Raw genomic sequence first — 15,171 nt, forward strand, 5'->3', positions numbered from 1 at the left:
CGGTTAAAAAGCTGTTCAGAAAGCTAGTGGCCCGTCATGCTGCGCTTGTCGAAGCATCTCTCCCGCAGTAGCAATCAATAGATCAGTCAGCGAGAAAACCCCGAGTAAAAGGTAAAGCCCCAGCGGGGCGGCCCGAACGATTGGGCCGCCCCGCTGGGGCTTTTGTTGTTCTGGTCGAGTGCTTGCTACTGATGGGCCGCCCCGCTGGGGCTATCAGGTACTCGGCTGTGTGAGTCCGCGCTGGCCCGGGGCCCCGGCCGCTTACTTACTGGCGTCTACTTCGGCCCGGATCATGGCGTTGTAGCGCGAGGCGCCGTTGGCCAGCGTGATCAGGCTCCAGCCGCGGCCGATGGCGTAGAGCCAGGTGCGGCTGTCCTTGAACTCGAAGGTGGGGCGCAGGATTTGGCCGTAGGGCGTGTAGTTGTCCATGAAGTTGGTGGTGTAGAACTTGTCGCCGCTCACGATCCACTCCATCGCCACGTAAAACCCTTCGTCGGGGGCCGGGATGTTGTACGAGGTCAGGTCCACATCAAACCAGCCGCCGCCGCGGGCCGCCGACACCACCACGTTGTCGAGCAGCAGGTCCGAGTTCGGGGCGTTGTAGTTGCCGTCGGCCCGGTAGAGGCGCACGCGGAAGGGCTCGCGGGGAAAGCCGTTTTCGCCAATGTAGAACGAGACGGAACGGATGTAGCCGAATTTTTTTTGCTTGTCGTTCTTCATCAGGGCCGCGTACTGCGAGCCGGGCAGGCCCTGGATCATGCCCATGCCGGGCGACGTGGTGCGGGCCCCCAGCAGGGCGGGCTTCATTTGGGCGGCCTTCACCGTCACTTCGGCCAGCCGCACGCTCTGCTTGGGCAGCTCGATGATGAGGTCTTCCATGGTGGCCCCGCGCTTGATGCGGATGGCCGTGCGCCGGAAGCCCAGCGCCACCACCACCACCGAATCGTCGAGGCTGCGCTCGGGCATGGCCAGCTGGAAGTAGCCGTACTCGTTGGTGAGGGCCCCGGTGCCCTCGTCGCGCAGGCTGATGGAGGCAAACGCCACGGGGTCTTTGGTGGCCTGGTTCACCACGCGGCCGGTGATGCGGCCCTCCTGGGCGTGGGCCAGGCCCGGCAGCAAGCCGGCGCTTAGTAGGAGAAAAAGGAGTTTCTTCAGCATGGAAGCGGGAGGTATAACGGTAGCGAATGGAGCGCCCCGCGGCGGCGGAACGCGGGGCCCACCGCTGAGCGCGGGGCCCCAGAAAATAAAAATGGGCAGCCTAATAAATTGTGCGGCAGTGGGTTATTTGATCATGTCCACGTCGGCCTTGATCATGGCGTTGTAGCGCTGGCCGCTGCCGTTGGCCAGCGTCATCAGGTTCCAGCCCTTGCCGATGCTGTAGGTCCAGGTGCGGCTCTCCTTGAATTCAAACGTGGGCTTCATGATCTGGCCGTAGGGCGTGTAATCATCCATGAAGTTGGTGGTGAAGAACTTGTCGCCGCTCACCACCCATTCCATGGCCACGTAAAACCCCTCGTCGGGGGCCACCACGTTGTAGGGCGTCAGGTCCACGGTGTACCACTGGCCGCCCTGGGGGGCCGACACCACCACGTTCTCGGTGAGCAGGTCGGTGTTCGGGGCGTTGTAGTTGCCGTCGGCCTTGTAGAGGCGCACGCGGAAGGGCTCGCGCGGAAAGCCGTTCTCGCCGATGTAGAACGAAACGGTGCGCACGGCGCCGAGCTTTTTCTGCTTGTCGTTCTTCACAAAAAAGGCGTACTGCGAACCGGCCTGGCCCTGGATCATGCCTTCGCCGGGGTTGTTGGTTTTGGCGCCGAGGGCCGCGTTTTTGATCTTGCCCGACTTCACCATCACTTCTTTCAGGGCCACGGCCTGCTTGGGCACCTCAATGGTGATGTTGTCGAGGGCAGCGCCGCGCTTCACGAGCACGGTTTTGCGCAAGTAGCCCAAGGCCATGATGAGCAGCGTGTCCTGCGCATTTTTGGTGGGCGCGGGCACCACGAACTGGCCGTGCTCGTTGCTCAGGGCCCCCACTTGCTCCTCCTTCAGCCCGATGGACGTGAAGGGCAGGGGCTCCTTGGTGGTGGCGTCGACGATGGTGCCCTTAAGTAGCACTTGTCCGGACTGTGCGTAAGTATAGGCGGGTAGCATAACCCCGCATAATGCAATAAAAAGTAAGCGTTTTAACATGATTAGATAGTTCAGCGGTAAATACTGCAAATTCAGGTCGAAAGATATTAGAAAAAAAATTGTCTTAAACAATTACGAAGAATTTCCTGCCCGTGGTTTTGGGGGCCCGCGCCCGGGGTCCCGCGCGCGGGCCCGTTTTTGGGGCCCCGCGATTGGCGCCGGTGGCGTACCTTTGTTTAAAGCCTTTCTAAATAGAATGCCGTATACTCCTGCTGTGGCTGCTCCTTCCCCCGTTCCCGCTTCCCGGCGCTCGGCCCGCGACTTGCGCGTGGGCGAAACCGGCACCATTTGCTGCCTCGAAGACCCCGTGATGGCCCTCAAGCTGCTCGACATGGGCTGCGTGCCCGGCGTGACGGTGCGCCTGAGCGGCCGCGCCCCCTTCGGCGACCCGCTGATGCTGGTGCTCGGCGACGAGGAGTACACGCTTTCGCTGCGCGGCAGCGAGGCGGCCACTATTTTGCTTAAGGACTAGTTACCAACGGGATGGCAGAGGCTCGGACACTTGCGGCGGCGCCGGCCGCGGGCCCTGGGGCCCCGGAAGCGCCGGTGCGCCCCGTGCGCATCGCCCTCATTGGCAACCCCAACTCGGGCAAAACCTCGCTCTTCAACCAGCTCACCGGCCTCAACCAGAAGGTGGGCAACTTCCCCGGCGTGACCGTGGACCGCAAGAGCGGCTGGGCCCAGCTCACGGCCGCCCGCCGCGCCGAGATTGTGGACCTGCCCGGCACCTACTCGCTCTACCCCAAAAGCCTCGACGAGCGCGTCATCACCGACCTGCTCTACGACCCGTCGGCCGCCGGCTACCCCGATTTTGTGGTGGTGACGGTGGACGCCAGCAACCTGCGCCGCAGCCTGCTGCTGTTCAGCCAATTGGCCGACCTGGGCCTGCCCGCCATCCTGGCCCTGAACATGACCGACGTGGCCGAACGCCACGGCGTGCACATCGACCTGGGGGCCCTGGAGGCCGAGCTGGGCGTGCCCGTGGTGCCCATGAACGCGCGCAACGGCATCGGGGTGGCGGCCCTCAAAATTGTGATGGCCGAACGCCTGGCCGCCCCGCCCGTGCGCTTCTGGCAGCCCGATTCGGCGGTGCACCCGCTGGTGCAGCGGCTGCGCACCCACTTCCACCTGCACAGCGACTACTTGGCCCTGCACTACGCCCAGCAGGCCGAGTACCTCGCCTTCCTCAGCGACGAAGACCGCGCCTACGTGCAGGGCTTGGTGCAGGAATACGCCTTCGATGGCACGGCCCAGCAGGCCAGCGAAACCATCGGGCGCTACGCCCGCATCAACGAGATTCTGCTCGAAACCGTGACGGTGACGCGCACCGAGCAGCGCGAGCCCGTCAGCAACCGCATCGACCGGGTGCTGACGCACCGCGTGGGCGGCTACCTGATTTTTTTGGCCGTGCTGTTTTTGCTGTTTCAGGCCATTTTTGCCTGGGCGCAGTACCCCATGGACCTGATTGACCAGGGCATTGGGGCCCTGAGCGGCTGGCTGCAAGACACCCTGCCGCCGGGGCCCCTCACCAAGCTGCTCACGGAGGGCGTGCTGGCCGGCCTGGGCGGCGTGCTCATCTTCATCCCGCAAATCGCGCTGCTCTTCGCCTTCCTGGCCGTGCTGGAGGAAACCGGCTACATGGCCCGCGTCACCTTCCTCATGGACAAGCTGATGCGGCCCTTTGGCCTGAGCGGCAAGAGCGTGGTGCCGCTGATTTCGGGCCTGGCCTGCGCCGTGCCGGCCATCATGGGGGCCCGGACGATTGAGAGCTGGAAGGACCGCATGATCACCATTTTCGTGACGCCGCTCATGTCGTGCTCGGCGCGCATTCCGGTGTTCACGGTGCTGGTGGCGCTGGTGGTGCCGGCCGAAAGCGTAGGCTTTTTCAACCTGCGCGGCGTGGTGCTGATGGGCCTGTACCTACTCGGGCTGTTCTCGGCCCTGGGCTCGGCCTGGCTCCTGAAAGTGCTGCTGAAGGCCCGCGAGCGGAGCTACTTCATCATGGAGTTTCCGGTGTACAAATGGCCGCGCTGGAAGAACGTGGGCCTCACCATCTACCAAAAAGTGCGGGCGTTTGTGTGGCAGGCGGGCCAGGTGATTGTGGCCATCTCGGTGCTGCTGTGGGGCTTGGCCAGCTACGGCCCCGGCCAGCGCCAGGCCGTGGCTGAAACCCAGGCCCGCCGCGAGGCCGCCATCCACCGCTGGACGCCGGCCGAGCTGAGCCGCCAGGTGGCCTCGGCCCGCCTCGAAAACTCCTACGCCGGTTCGTTCGGCCACGCCCTGGAGCCGGCCATCCGCCCGCTGGGCTTCGACTGGAAAATTGGCATCGCGCTGCTCACCTCCTTCGCCGCCCGCGAGGTTTTTGTGGGCACCATGAGCACCATTTACAGCGTGGGCCAGGACGCCGACATGGGCACCGTGCAGCAGAAGCTGCGGGCCGAAAAAGGGCTCGACGGCCAACCGTTCTTCACGCCGGCGCGGGCGTTTTCGCTGCTCGTGTTCTATGTGTTTGCCATGCAGTGCATGAGCACGCTGGCCGTGACCTACCGCGAAACCAAGAGCTGGCGCTGGCCCGCCGCCCAGCTCGTGTACATGACCGGCCTGGCCTACGCTGCCTCGGTGCTGGTGTGGCAAATCTGGGGCAACTAGGGCCCCTAGCGCGGCTTGGTGCGGTTGTGCAGGTACTGGCCCATGGACACGTAGAACTTCTTCGCCGCCAGCTTGGGCAAGTGCACAATGACGGCGGTGCACTTGCTATCCAAGGCTTTGCCGTTGGTTTCGAAGGCAATGCCCTTTGCGCCGGCATCGTAGAGGTAGCGCACGCCGCCCGGCACGCTGTAGGTGGTGGCCAGCGGCAGGGTCCCGTAGGCCGCCCGAATGTTGCGCAGGCGCGAGCCCGCGTGCAAGCCGTTGGCCAGCTGGAAGTAAGGCGACGTGGCCCGCACCACCTGCACCGAGCGGTGGCTGCCGTCGTCGCCGGGCGGCGGGGCCGTGTACACGTCCAGCTCGGTGGGGGCCCCGTGGGCCGGCCGCGCCCCGTACCAGCTGGCCCAGGCCTTGCCCATGGCCCCGTCGGTGCTGTTGGGCGGCGTGGTGGGCAGGTGGGCAGCGGCCGGGGCCAGGCCCAATTGCACTTGCCCCAGGCTGCGGCCCGGCACTACCAGTTGCTGCGGGGTAGGGGCGGCCCCCAACAGGGCAGCCGTCAAAAGCAAAAAGCTGAGGCGAATTTTCATAGAATGAATGGGACTGTTTCCCGTTTATACGCGGCGAAAGGTAAGAAGTCAGTTGCGCCGTCACGCGGACGCTGCGAGTCCGCGGGTTGAACGGGCCGGGCGCGCTGTAGCGCGGCCTTTGTAGTCCGCGGCCCTCGCTTCGTCTTGCCGATGATCGCCAAACGGTTGCCGTTCAGCGCTGCGGATTACAAAGCGCGCGCTACAGGCCGGGCAGCGCCGCCGACACGCAGCGTCCGCGCTACACCTGTCCAATGCTGGACAGGTGTCCATAAATGGACAATTTTTTTGACTTACCATTTTCCTAAATATGGTATAACAAACTGAAATACAAATAGTTGTAAAATTGGCACACGGCTTGGCAAAGTAGGGTAGAACCAACCCCAACAGTGCCCGAAAATGGACAGAGCCCTTGCCCCATCCGTTCAAACGAACCGCCGCCGCCGCCAGTGGCTGCTGGGCTTAGGGGCCCTGGTGCTGGCCGTGGCCGGCTGGTGGGGCCTGCGCAAGGCCTTGCAGCCCAGCCTGCGCCGCGCCGACGTGCTGACGGCCCGCGTAGAAACCGGTGACGTGGAAGCCGCCCTCACCGCGGCCGGTACCATCATTCCGGCGCACGAAGCCGTGATTTCCAGCCCCATCGCCAGCACCATCCGGCGGGTGGCGGTGGCCGTGGGGGCCCAGGTGGCGCCCGGCCAAACCATTTTGGAGCTTGATAAAGAGGCCTCGCAGGGGGCCCTGGCCAAGCTCGACGACGAGCAGCTGCGCAACCAGAACAAGAACGACCAGCTGCGCCTGGCCCTCGAAGGCCACCTCAACGACCTGGGGGCCCAAGCGGCCTCGCAAGCGGTGAAGGTCAGGAGCTTGCAATCGACGCTGCGCGATGAGCAGCACCTGCTGGAAATTGGGGGCGGCACGGCCGAGGCCGTGCGCCAGGCCGAGCTGAACCTGGCTGTGGCCCGCCTCGAAGCCGACCGCCTGGCCCGCCAGCTCGCCAACCAGCGCCGGGCCAGCGCCGCCGACGTGCGCGAACTGGGCTACACCGTGTCGATGCAGCAGCGCAGCATTGCCGAGCTGGCCGGCAAGCTGCGGCAGGCCGACATCAGCAGCCCCCAGCCGGGCGTGCTGACGTGGGTGAACGACAACCTGGGGGCCGCTGTGCCCGCCGGCGAGCCCCTGGCCCGGGTGGCCGATCTCAGCCGGTTCCGGGTGCGGGCCACGCTCTCAGATGCTTACGCGGGCCAGCTGCACCCCGGCGACCCAGTGGTGGTGCGCGCCAACGGCACCGACCTGCGCGGCACCGTGGCCAGCATCAGCCCGGCCGTGGACAAGGGCGTGGTGACCTTTTATGCCCAGCTGGCCAACGACCACGCCCCGGCCCTGCGCGCCAACCTGCGCGCCGACGTGTTCGTCATCACGCGGGCCCACCCGCACGTGCTGCGCATCAAAAACGGCCCCTTCTACCAGGGCGGGCAGGAGCAGGCGGTATTCGTGGTGCGCGGCGGCAAAGCCCTGCGGAAAGTGGTGCGCTTCGGCGACAGCAACTTCGATTACGTGCAGATAACCAGCGGCCTGCAAGCCGGCGACGAGGTGGTGGTGTCGGACATGAAGGACCACCAGGAAACGCCCGAGTTGGCACTCCACGACTAACGCGCGCCGCCCATGAAAACGCTCTCCACTTTAGTAGCAAACCTGCGCTGTAGTGCGGTTGCCGCTTGCGTAATTGGCCTGCTAACCAGTAGCATAACCGCCCGCGCCCAGGGCCCCGCCGCCCCCGACAGCCTGACGCTGGCCGCCGTGGTGGCCCAGGCCCAGGGCCGCGCCGCCGTGGGCCAGCAGGCGCGCACCAACCGCGAAACCGGCTACTGGGCCTACCGCGCCTATCAGGCCAACTACCGCCCGCAGCTGGGCCTGACGGGTGTGCTGCCCAACTTCAACCACCAGATTACGCCCGTGGTGCAGCCCGACGGTACCTTGGCCTTCAAATCGGTGCGCAATAACAATTCGACCTTGGGCGTGGCCGTGACGCAGAACATCGGCCTGACGGGCGGGCAGGTGGTGCTGGGCTCGCAGGTGCAGCGGGTTGATAACTTTAACGACAGCACCAAGCAGTATAACAACCAGCCCTTTACGCTGGGATTTACGCAGCCCATCGGCTACTTCAACCCGCTGCGCTGGGCCCGGGCCGTGGAGCCGCTGCGCTACCGCGAAAGCCAGCGCCAGTACGCCGAAGACCGCGAAACCGTGGCCCAGCGCGCCACCGAGCTGTACTTCGACGTGCTGGTGCAGCAGGTGAACGCCGCCGTGGCCGCCCAAAACGCCCGCGCCACCGCCGAGCTGCTGCGCGTGGGCCAGGAGCGCTACCGCCTGGGCCGCCTCTCGCAGAGCGACTTAATCCAGCTGGAGCTGAACTTGCTCAACGCCCAGCAGGCCCAAACCCAGGCCGGCCTCGACGCCGAAAACGCCGCCGTGGCCCTGGCCGCCTACGCCGGGCTGCCGGGGCCCCAGGCCGGGGCCATTGCCGCACTGGCCGTGCCGGTGCCCGCCCCGGCCCCGCCCGTGGTGCCCACCGACGCCCTGGCCCAGGCCCGCCAGCACCGCGCCGCGCCCCTGGCCTTCCAGCGCCGGCTGCTGCTGGCGGCCCGCGACGTGGCCTACGCCCGCGGCACCACCGGCTTCCAGGCCACGCTGCTGGCCAACCTGGGCTACGTGAACCAGGCCGACCGCCTGAGCGCCAGCTACCTGAGTCTGCAAAACCAGCAGCAGGTCAGCTTGGCCTTCAGCCTGCCGCTCGTGGACTGGGGCCGCCGCCACAGCCTGGTGCGCACCGCCGAGCTGAACCGCGACCAGGAGCAGCGCAACGTGGCCCAGGACGAGGCCACCTTTGCCCAAACCGTGCTGGCCCAGGCCCGCCAGCTGGGGCCCCTGGGCCAGCAGGTGGGCCTGGCCGCCCGCGCCGATTCGCTGGCCCAGCGCCGCTACGCCATCACCCGCGCCACCTACGAAGCCGGCCGCCTCAGCCTCACCGACCTCATCATTGCCCAAGCCGCCAAGGACGGGGCCCGGCGCGGCTACATCCTGGCGCTGCGCGCCGGCTGGGTGGCCCACTACCGCCTGCGGGCCCTCACGCTCTACGATTTTGACCGCCAAGTTGCCCTCAGCGACGACCCTTCTTAACCTCCTCTTTCTCCCTCATGCAAACCTCCGCCGCGCCGGTGCTCCAGCTCACCGACATCGAGAAAATCTACCAGACCAAGACCATCGAAACGGTGGCCTTGCACCGCATCAACCTCACCATCGGGCGCGGCGAGTTCGTGTCCATCATGGGGCCCAGCGGGTGCGGCAAGTCCACGCTGCTGAGCTTGATGGGCCTGCTCGACGAGCCCACCCACGGCACCGTGGCCGTGGACGGCCGCCCCGTGCAGTCGTACTCCGACAAGGAACTGGCCGGGCTGCGCAACCTGAAAATCGGTTTCGTTTTTCAGAGCTACCACCTGATCAACGACTTGGCGGTGCTCGACAACGTGGAGTTGCCGCTGCTGTACCGGCCCGGCTTGGGCAGCAAGGAGCGCCGCCAGCGGGCCCTGGCCGCGCTGGACAAGGTGGGGCTGAGCGCGCGCACCAACCACTTCCCCAGCCAGCTTTCGGGCGGGCAGCGGCAGCGGGTGGCCATTGCCCGGGCCCTGGCCGGGGCCCCGGAAATTATTCTGGCCGACGAGCCCACCGGCAACCTCGACTCGGTGATGGGCGAGGAAATCATGGACCTGCTGCTGGGCCTGAACCGCGAGCACGGCACCACCATCGTGATGGTGACCCACGACGAGCAGCAGGCCCTGAAAACCCAGCGCCTCATCCGCCTTTTCGACGGCAGCCAGGTCGGCTAATTCACGCTTTTGCGCGCCAATACCATGCTCATCAGTTACTTAAAAATCGCTTGGAAGGTCTTGCAGCGGCGCAAGTTCTTCACGTTCATCAGCTTGTTCGGCATCAGCTTCACGCTGATGATCCTGCTGGTGGTGTACGCCATGTACGACCACACGGTGGGGCCCCACACGCCCGAAAAGCGCGTGGACCGGCTGCTGTTTGTGACGCACCTGGGGCTGTGGTCGCCCAACAGCCAGGGCAACTCCAACCCCAGCTATTCCTTTTTGAACCGCTACGTGCGGCCGCTGCGCACGCCCGAAAAGGTGTCGCTGGCCACGAGCGGCGGCTACGCGGTGGCCTACGTGGGTAATACCAAGCTGAAGCTCAGCCAGAAGGGCACCGACGGCGTGTTCTGGCAAGTGCTGGACTTTGATTTTCTGGCCGGCCGGCCCTACTCGGTGCAGGAGGTGGGCACCGACGCCCACGTGGCCGTCATCAACGAGAGCACGGCCCGCCGCTACTTCGGCGCGGTGGCCAGTGCGGTGGGTCGCCCCATCGAAACCGACGGCACCGCCTTCCGGGTGGTGGGCGTGGTGCGCGACGTGCCCGCCGCGCGCACCCTCACCAGCTCCGACGTGTGGATTCCGCTGGGCCTGACGGTGGACGTGCACGAGCCCAACTACTTCGGCAACTGCATGGCCATCTTGCTGGCGCCCAGCGCCGAAGCCCTGCCGGCCATGCGCGAAGAATTCGACCAAGTGATGCGCCACGTGCCGGTGCAGGACCCCAAGCAATACACCGAGCTGCGGGTGTACGCCAACACGCTGCTGGGCTTCACGGTGCGCAGCCTCGTGACCGACGACGACGGGCCCGACGACGGCGTGGCCTGGTTTGGGCGCGTGGCGCTGGGTGTGGCCTTGCTGTTCATGCTGCTGCCAGCCCTGAACCTGGTGAACCTGAACGTGAGCCGGATGCTGGAGCGCTCATCCGAAATCGGGGTGCGCAAGGCCTTCGGGGCCACGGCGGGGCGGCTGGTGGGGCAGTTCCTGGTCGAGAACATTTTCCTCACGCTGCTGGGCGGCGTGCTGGGCCTGGCGCTGGCCGCCGGGGCCCTGCACCTGCTCAACGGCAGCAGCGTCATCGAGTACGCGCAGTTCGCCCTGAACGGGCGGGTGTTTGCGGTGGCGCTGGGCGCGGTGCTGTTTTTCGGAATCCTGTCGGGGGTGTACCCTGCTTATAAAATGTCCAAACTGCCCGCCATTCAGGCCCTAAAAGGAGGAACCAAGTAATGCTGAAGCACTTATTCACCCTCATCTGGAACCGCAAGCGGGCCAACGCCCTGCTGATTGTGGAGATTTTCCTGGCCTTCGTGGTGCTGTTCGTGGTGGGCAGCCTGCTGGTGTACCGCTGGCAGAACTACCGGGCCCCGCTGGGCTTCGCCTACGAGCAAGTGTGGGAGGTGAGCCTCGACCCTGGCGTGCAGCCCAAAGCCGAGCGCTACGCCACCCAACAGCAAATTATCCAACGCATTAAGTCGCTGTCCGGCGTGCGCGCCGTCACGCGCACCGCCTCGAACACGCCGTTCACGAACAGCCACAGCCAGAGCGATGTTGGGCGGCCCGGGGAAAAGGGGTTCCGGCCCACCAGCAATGTCTACTACCTAGACGATGCGGCCGCCGACGTGCTGCAAGTGCCCCTAGAGGAAGGCCGCTGGTTCGACCGGCGCGACGATGGGGCCCCGGTGGCCGTCATCTCGCACGACCTGAAGGAGCTGCTGTTTCCGCACGAAACGGCGGTGGGCAAGCTCGTCGAAGCCGATGGAAACCGCCGCGTTGTGGGCGTGGCGGCAGCCTACCGCGCCGACGGCGACTTTGCGAACCCCAAGCCGGCTACTTTCCTGCGCAACGGCGTGCAGGACACCGTTTTCGACCACCTGCGCACGCTGCTGGTGCGCGTGCAGCCCGGCGCCGGCGGGGCCCTGGAAAAGCAGATGAGCGCCGACATCCGCGCCATCGGCCCGGGCTGGAGCAGCAACATCACCCCGCTCTCAGAGTCGCGCGACAAGCAGATGAAAACGGTGCTCACGCCGCTGGTGGCGCTGGTCATCACCTGCGTGTTCCTCATTGTGAACGTGGCCTTGGGCCTGTTCGGGGTGCTGTGGCAAACCATCAACCAGCGCCGGTCCGAGATTGGGCTGCGGCGGGCCATCGGGGCCAGCGCCGGCGGCATCAGCGGGCAAATTGTGGGCGAGATTTTGGTGGTGGCCACCTTCGGGCTGGCGCTGGGGCTGCTGGCGGCGGCGCAGTTCCCGCTGCTGGGCGTGCTGGGCGTGCGGGTGGGCGTGTACCTCACGGCCATGGCCCTGGCCGCCGGCCTTGTGTACCTGCTCACGGTGGTGTGCGCGCTGTACCCCAGCCGGTTGGCGGCGGGCATCCAGCCCGCCGTGGCCCTGCGCGAAGAATAATCCTCCTGCCTAACCCTCCCCACCATGCTCTGGAACTACCTGAAAATTGCCTGGAAGGTGCTGCTGCGGCGCAAGTTCTTCACCGCCATCAGCCTGTTCGGCATCAGCTTCACGCTGATGATTCTGCTGGTCGTGTACGCCTTTTTTGACTACGCCGTGGGGCCCCACCGGCCCGAGCTGCGCACCGACCGGCTGCTGTTCGTGAACCGAATGCAAATGCTCTACAAGGGCGGTGGGCAAAACAATTCGAGCGTCGGCTACGCCTTCGTGAACCAACAGATGAAGGCCCTGCGCACGCCCGAAAAGGTGTCCGTGAGCGAGGCTAACCCCGGCACGGCGGTGGCCTACGTGGGCCAGCACACGCTGAAGCTCGACCAGCGGCGCACCGACGGCGCATTCTGGCAAGTGCTGGACTTTGACTTCCTCGCCGGCCGGCCCTACAACCTGCCGGAGGTGCGCGCGGCGGCCCACGTGGCCGTCATCAGCGAAACCACGGCCCGGCAATACTTCGGCGCGGTGGCCGGGGCGGTGGGCCAAACCATTGAGGTAGACGCCGTGCGCTACCGGGTGGTGGGCGTGGTGCACGACGTGCCCATCGTGCGCCTCTTCACCTACGCCGACGTGTGGGTGCCCATCACCACCACCACCGACGACTTGCGTAGTTCCAACCTGCAGGGCGCCTACCAGGCCATTGTGCTGGCCCGGAGCGCCGCCGACGTGCCGCGGGTGCAGGCCGAGTACGACCAGCTCGTTGCGCGCCAGCCCCTGCCCGACCCCCAGCGCTACGAGCGGCTCGTGTCGCACGCGCTGCCGCTGATGACCAACCTCACGGCGCGCTTCGGCGGCGGCGACGTGGGGCCCAGCAGCAGCAACCGCTTCCTGCGGGTGCTGGGGCTGCTGGCCCTGCTGTTCATGCTGCTGCCGGCCCTCAACCTGGTGAACATTAACGTGAGCCGCACCCTGGAGCGCTCGGGCGAAATTGGGGTGCGCAAGGCCTTCGGGGCCACGGCGCGCCGGCTCACGGGGCAGTTTCTGGTCGAGAATATTTTCCTCACGCTGCTGGGCGGCGTGCTGGGCCTGGGGCTGGCGGCGGGGGCCCTGCACCTGCTCAACAGCAGCCAGTTCATCCCGCACTCGGAGTTTGCCCTGAACGGGCGCGTGTTTGGGATGGCGCTGGGCGTGGTGCTGTTTTTCGGCCTCTTGTCGGGGGCCTACCCCGCTTATAAAATGTCCAAGCTACAAGCCGTAAAGGCATTGAAAGGAGACAACGCCGCATGATCCGCCACCTATTCACCCTGATGTGGAACCGCAAGCGCGCCAACGGCTTGCTGGTGCTCGAAATTCTGCTGGCCTTTGTGGTGCTGTTTGGCGTGAGCAGCCTGGGCGTGTACCTGTGGCGCAACTACCGCGCCCCGCTGGGCTTCGCCTACGAGCAGGTGTGGAACGTGAGCCTGAACCCCGGCGGCCAGCCCAGCCGCGGGGAGATGCTGGGCAGCCTCCAGCAGATCATCCAGCACCTGAAGGCCACCCCCGGCGTGGCCGGCGTGGCGCGGAGCGAGGGCAACACGCCCTTCGCCTTCGCTTCCAACAACGGCGACTTGTCGGCGGGCGAAGGGGCCCGCAAGCGCGTGTGCGACGTGGCCAACTACTTCGATTCCAGCGCCGAGCTGCGCGCCGTGATGGGGCTGCAGATGAAAGCCGGCCGCTGGTTTGACCGCCGCGACGAGGCCGCCAACAGCCGCGCCGTCGTCATCACCGAGGCGCTGCGCGACGCGCTGTTTGCCCCCGGCGAGTCGCCGCTGGGCCAGGTCATCCAGGGCCCCAAAGACTGGAAAGAAGTGTGGAAAGTGGTGGGCGTGAGCGGCCCCTACCGCACCGACGGCGAGCTGGCCGCGCCCAAGCCCGGCGTGTTTCTCTTCGTCGGGCCGCAGGATACTACCCACGCCCTGGCCACGCTGCTGGTGCGGGTGCAGCCCGGCAGCGGGGCCGCGCTGGAAAAGAAAATCAGCGACGACATCCGCGCCAACGGCCCCACCTGGAGCAGCACCATTACCCCGCTGGCCAACCAGCGCCGCGTGCAGTTCAAGCAGGTGCTCACGCCCCCCGTCATCATGGGCGTGGTGAGCGTGTTTTTGCTCATCAACGTGGCCCTGGGTTTGTTCGGGGTGCTGTGGCTCAACATCAGCCAGCGGCGGGGCGAGCTCGGCGTGCGCCGGGCCATGGGGGCCACGGCGGGGGCCATCAGCGGGCAGGTGCTGGGTGAAATACTGGTGCTCACCACGTTCGGTTTGGCGCTGGGCCTGCTGGTGGCCATGCAGTTCCCGCTGCTGGGCGTGCTGGACGTGCCGACCGGTGTGTACCTCACGGCCATGGGCATGGCGGCGGCGGGCCTGTACCTGCTGGCGGTGGGCTGCGCGCTGTACCCCAGCCGGTTGGCGGCGGGCATCCAGCCCGCCGTGGCCCTGCGCGAAGAGTAGGGGCCCCGGGGCCCCTACTCTTCGCGCAGTACGGCGTCGTTTTTTGGGGCCCCGGGCAACCGGCGGCGCGCCTGCCGCATCTTGCGTCCTGGTTGCCCCAGGTTTATTTGCCGGTCGCTGTAACGAACCCGTCCGGGGCCCGGTAACCGCCCCAAATCCTTGCCTCATCTTTCTCTCTTTTTTCGCATGAAAAACCTCGTTCTCCCCGCCCTGCTCGCCTTGGGGGCCCTGGTGCCCGCCCTCGCCCAAACCGCCGCGCAGGTGCGCCCGGTGGCCCAGTTCCACGCCATCAAAGTCGGTAGCGGCATTGCCTTGGACCTCACCGCCGGCCACACCCAGCGCGTGGAAGCCAGCGCCGAAACCGACGTACTGCGCGACCGCATCAAAACCACCGTGGAGGACGGCGTGCTCGTTATTAAATACGAAACCCCGGACGACAACGTGCGCCGCAACACCAGCACCCAGCACCTGCGCGTGGCCGTGACGGCCGACCAGCTCACGGCCCTGGAGGCCGGCAGCGGCGCCGCCGTGGACGCCAAAGGCGACTACGCAGCCCCCAACTTCCAGCTCGACGTGTCGTCGGGCGCCTCGCTGCGGGCCGACATGGCCACCACCGACCTCACCGTGCGCCAGGGCAGCGGCTCCGTCGTCACCCTCAAGGGCAAGGCCCCGCACCTCGACATCCGCACTGGCAGCGGCTCGGTGTTCAACGGCAAGGACCTGCAAACCGACAAGTGCGAGGCCCAGGCCAGCAGCGGCAGCACCCTAAAAATTGCCGTGCGCGAGGCCCTGGTGGCCGAGGCCAGCAGCGGCGCCAGCATCAAGTACCAGGGCGCGCCCGCCGTCACGAAGCGCACCGGCAGCGGCGGCAGCGTGCGCAGCATGTAGTTTTAAATTTGCGCCCGGAACGGCGCGGGGCCCCGGGGCCCCGCGCCGTTCTTTTTTTACCTCT

Annotated in this window: 13 protein-coding genes; 10 read left to right on the forward strand and 3 right to left on the reverse strand. The window is 66.3% G+C overall.

Annotated elements, in window-relative coordinates; genetic code table 11:
• Positions 1–261: 261 nt before the first annotated feature.
• Complete coding sequence (locus tag EAH73_RS15245; protein WP_140468043.1) at positions 262–1,158, reverse strand: carboxypeptidase-like regulatory domain-containing protein; 897 nt, start codon at positions 1,156–1,158, stop codon at positions 262–264.
• Positions 1,159–1,281: 123 nt separating this feature from the next.
• A complete protein-coding gene (locus tag EAH73_RS15250) occupies positions 1,282–2,148 on the reverse strand; it encodes a carboxypeptidase-like regulatory domain-containing protein (protein ID WP_161599568.1) in 867 nt (288 codons plus the stop codon).
• A gap of 253 nt (positions 2,149–2,401) precedes the next feature.
• Between EAH73_RS15250 and EAH73_RS15255 the strand changes: the two genes are divergently transcribed.
• Both EAH73_RS15255 and feoB read left to right on the forward strand, forming a co-directional pair.
• A complete protein-coding gene (locus EAH73_RS15255) occupies positions 2,402–2,659 on the forward strand; it encodes a ferrous iron transport protein A (protein WP_240047275.1) in 258 nt (85 codons plus the stop codon).
• Positions 2,660–2,670: 11 nt separating this feature from the next.
• Positions 2,671–4,836 (forward strand): ferrous iron transport protein B, encoded by a 2,166-nt coding sequence (gene feoB / locus EAH73_RS15260; protein WP_140468049.1) that lies wholly within the window; start codon positions 2,671–2,673, stop codon positions 4,834–4,836.
• 5 nt (positions 4,837–4,841) lie between these two features.
• Here feoB and EAH73_RS15265 read toward each other — a convergent pair whose 3' ends face one another.
• Positions 4,842–5,420 carry a hypothetical protein gene (locus EAH73_RS15265; protein WP_140468050.1) on the reverse strand — a complete coding sequence of 193 codons (579 nt, stop codon included), beginning with the start codon at positions 5,418–5,420 and terminating at the stop codon, positions 4,842–4,844.
• A 396-nt stretch (positions 5,421–5,816) separates the two neighbouring features.
• On the opposite strand from EAH73_RS15265, the gene EAH73_RS15270 reads away from it, so the two are divergent.
• From EAH73_RS15270 to EAH73_RS15305, 8 genes are all read left to right on the forward strand, one after another.
• On the forward strand, positions 5,817–7,064 hold the full coding sequence (locus tag EAH73_RS15270) for an efflux RND transporter periplasmic adaptor subunit (protein WP_140468052.1): 1,248 nt from the start codon (positions 5,817–5,819) through the stop codon (positions 7,062–7,064).
• Positions 7,065–7,076: 12 nt separating this feature from the next.
• A complete protein-coding gene (locus tag EAH73_RS15275) occupies positions 7,077–8,591 on the forward strand; it encodes a TolC family protein (protein WP_140468054.1) in 1,515 nt (504 codons plus the stop codon).
• A 17-nt stretch (positions 8,592–8,608) separates the two neighbouring features.
• Positions 8,609–9,298 carry an ABC transporter ATP-binding protein gene (locus EAH73_RS15280; protein ID WP_410503768.1) on the forward strand — a complete coding sequence of 230 codons (690 nt, stop codon included), beginning with the start codon at positions 8,609–8,611 and terminating at the stop codon, positions 9,296–9,298.
• A 9-nt stretch (positions 9,299–9,307) separates the two neighbouring features.
• Positions 9,308–10,567, forward strand: coding sequence for an ABC transporter permease (locus EAH73_RS15285; protein ID WP_240047276.1), 1,260 nt, complete (start codon positions 9,308–9,310; stop codon positions 10,565–10,567).
• A complete protein-coding gene (locus EAH73_RS15290) occupies positions 10,567–11,742 on the forward strand; it encodes an ABC transporter permease (RefSeq protein ID WP_140468058.1) in 1,176 nt (391 codons plus the stop codon). The genes EAH73_RS15285 and EAH73_RS15290 overlap by 1 nt, the downstream gene beginning before the upstream one ends.
• A 24-nt stretch (positions 11,743–11,766) precedes the next feature.
• Complete coding sequence (locus EAH73_RS15295) at positions 11,767–13,020, forward strand: ABC transporter permease (protein ID WP_140468060.1); 1,254 nt, start codon at positions 11,767–11,769, stop codon at positions 13,018–13,020.
• Positions 13,017–14,219 carry an ABC transporter permease gene (locus EAH73_RS15300; RefSeq protein ID WP_140468062.1) on the forward strand — a complete coding sequence of 401 codons (1,203 nt, stop codon included), beginning with the start codon at positions 13,017–13,019 and terminating at the stop codon, positions 14,217–14,219. Before EAH73_RS15295 ends, EAH73_RS15300 begins: the two co-directional genes overlap by 4 nt.
• 186 nt (positions 14,220–14,405) lie before the next feature.
• Entirely contained in the window at positions 14,406–15,107 is a 702-nt protein-coding gene (locus EAH73_RS15305; protein WP_140468064.1) for a head GIN domain-containing protein, read from the forward strand.
• Positions 15,108–15,171: the final 64 nt, after the last annotated feature.

This window comes from Hymenobacter nivis (genome assembly GCF_006439025.1).
In the GTDB taxonomy this organism is placed as follows: Bacteria; Bacteroidota; Bacteroidia; order Cytophagales; family Hymenobacteraceae; genus Hymenobacter; species Hymenobacter nivis_A.

What these genes read in the sequence shown, in the direction of transcription:
- EAH73_RS15290 (WP_140468058.1), top strand. Translation starts at nt 10,567, where the DNA reads ATGCTGAAGCACTTATTCACCCTCATCTGGAACCGCAAGCGGGCCAAC.
- EAH73_RS15300 (WP_140468062.1), top strand. Translation starts at nt 13,017, where the DNA reads ATGATCCGCCACCTATTCACCCTGATGTGGAACCGCAAGCGCGCCAAC.
- EAH73_RS15275 (WP_140468054.1), top strand. Translation starts at nt 7,077, where the DNA reads ATGAAAACGCTCTCCACTTTAGTAGCAAACCTGCGCTGTAGTGCGGTT.
- EAH73_RS15245 (WP_140468043.1), bottom strand. Translation starts at nt 1,158, where the DNA reads ATGCTGAAGAAACTCCTTTTTCTCCTACTAAGCGCCGGCTTGCTGCCG.
- EAH73_RS15305 (WP_140468064.1), top strand. Translation starts at nt 14,406, where the DNA reads ATGAAAAACCTCGTTCTCCCCGCCCTGCTCGCCTTGGGGGCCCTGGTG.
- EAH73_RS15265 (WP_140468050.1), bottom strand. Translation starts at nt 5,420, where the DNA reads ATGAAAATTCGCCTCAGCTTTTTGCTTTTGACGGCTGCCCTGTTGGGG.
- feoB (WP_140468049.1), top strand. Translation starts at nt 2,671, where the DNA reads ATGGCAGAGGCTCGGACACTTGCGGCGGCGCCGGCCGCGGGCCCTGGG.
- EAH73_RS15250 (WP_161599568.1), bottom strand. Translation starts at nt 2,148, where the DNA reads ATGCTACCCGCCTATACTTACGCACAGTCCGGACAAGTGCTACTTAAG.
- EAH73_RS15270 (WP_140468052.1), top strand. Translation starts at nt 5,817, where the DNA reads ATGGACAGAGCCCTTGCCCCATCCGTTCAAACGAACCGCCGCCGCCGC.
- EAH73_RS15295 (WP_140468060.1), top strand. Translation starts at nt 11,767, where the DNA reads ATGCTCTGGAACTACCTGAAAATTGCCTGGAAGGTGCTGCTGCGGCGC.
- EAH73_RS15280 (WP_410503768.1), top strand. Translation starts at nt 8,609, where the DNA reads ATGCAAACCTCCGCCGCGCCGGTGCTCCAGCTCACCGACATCGAGAAA.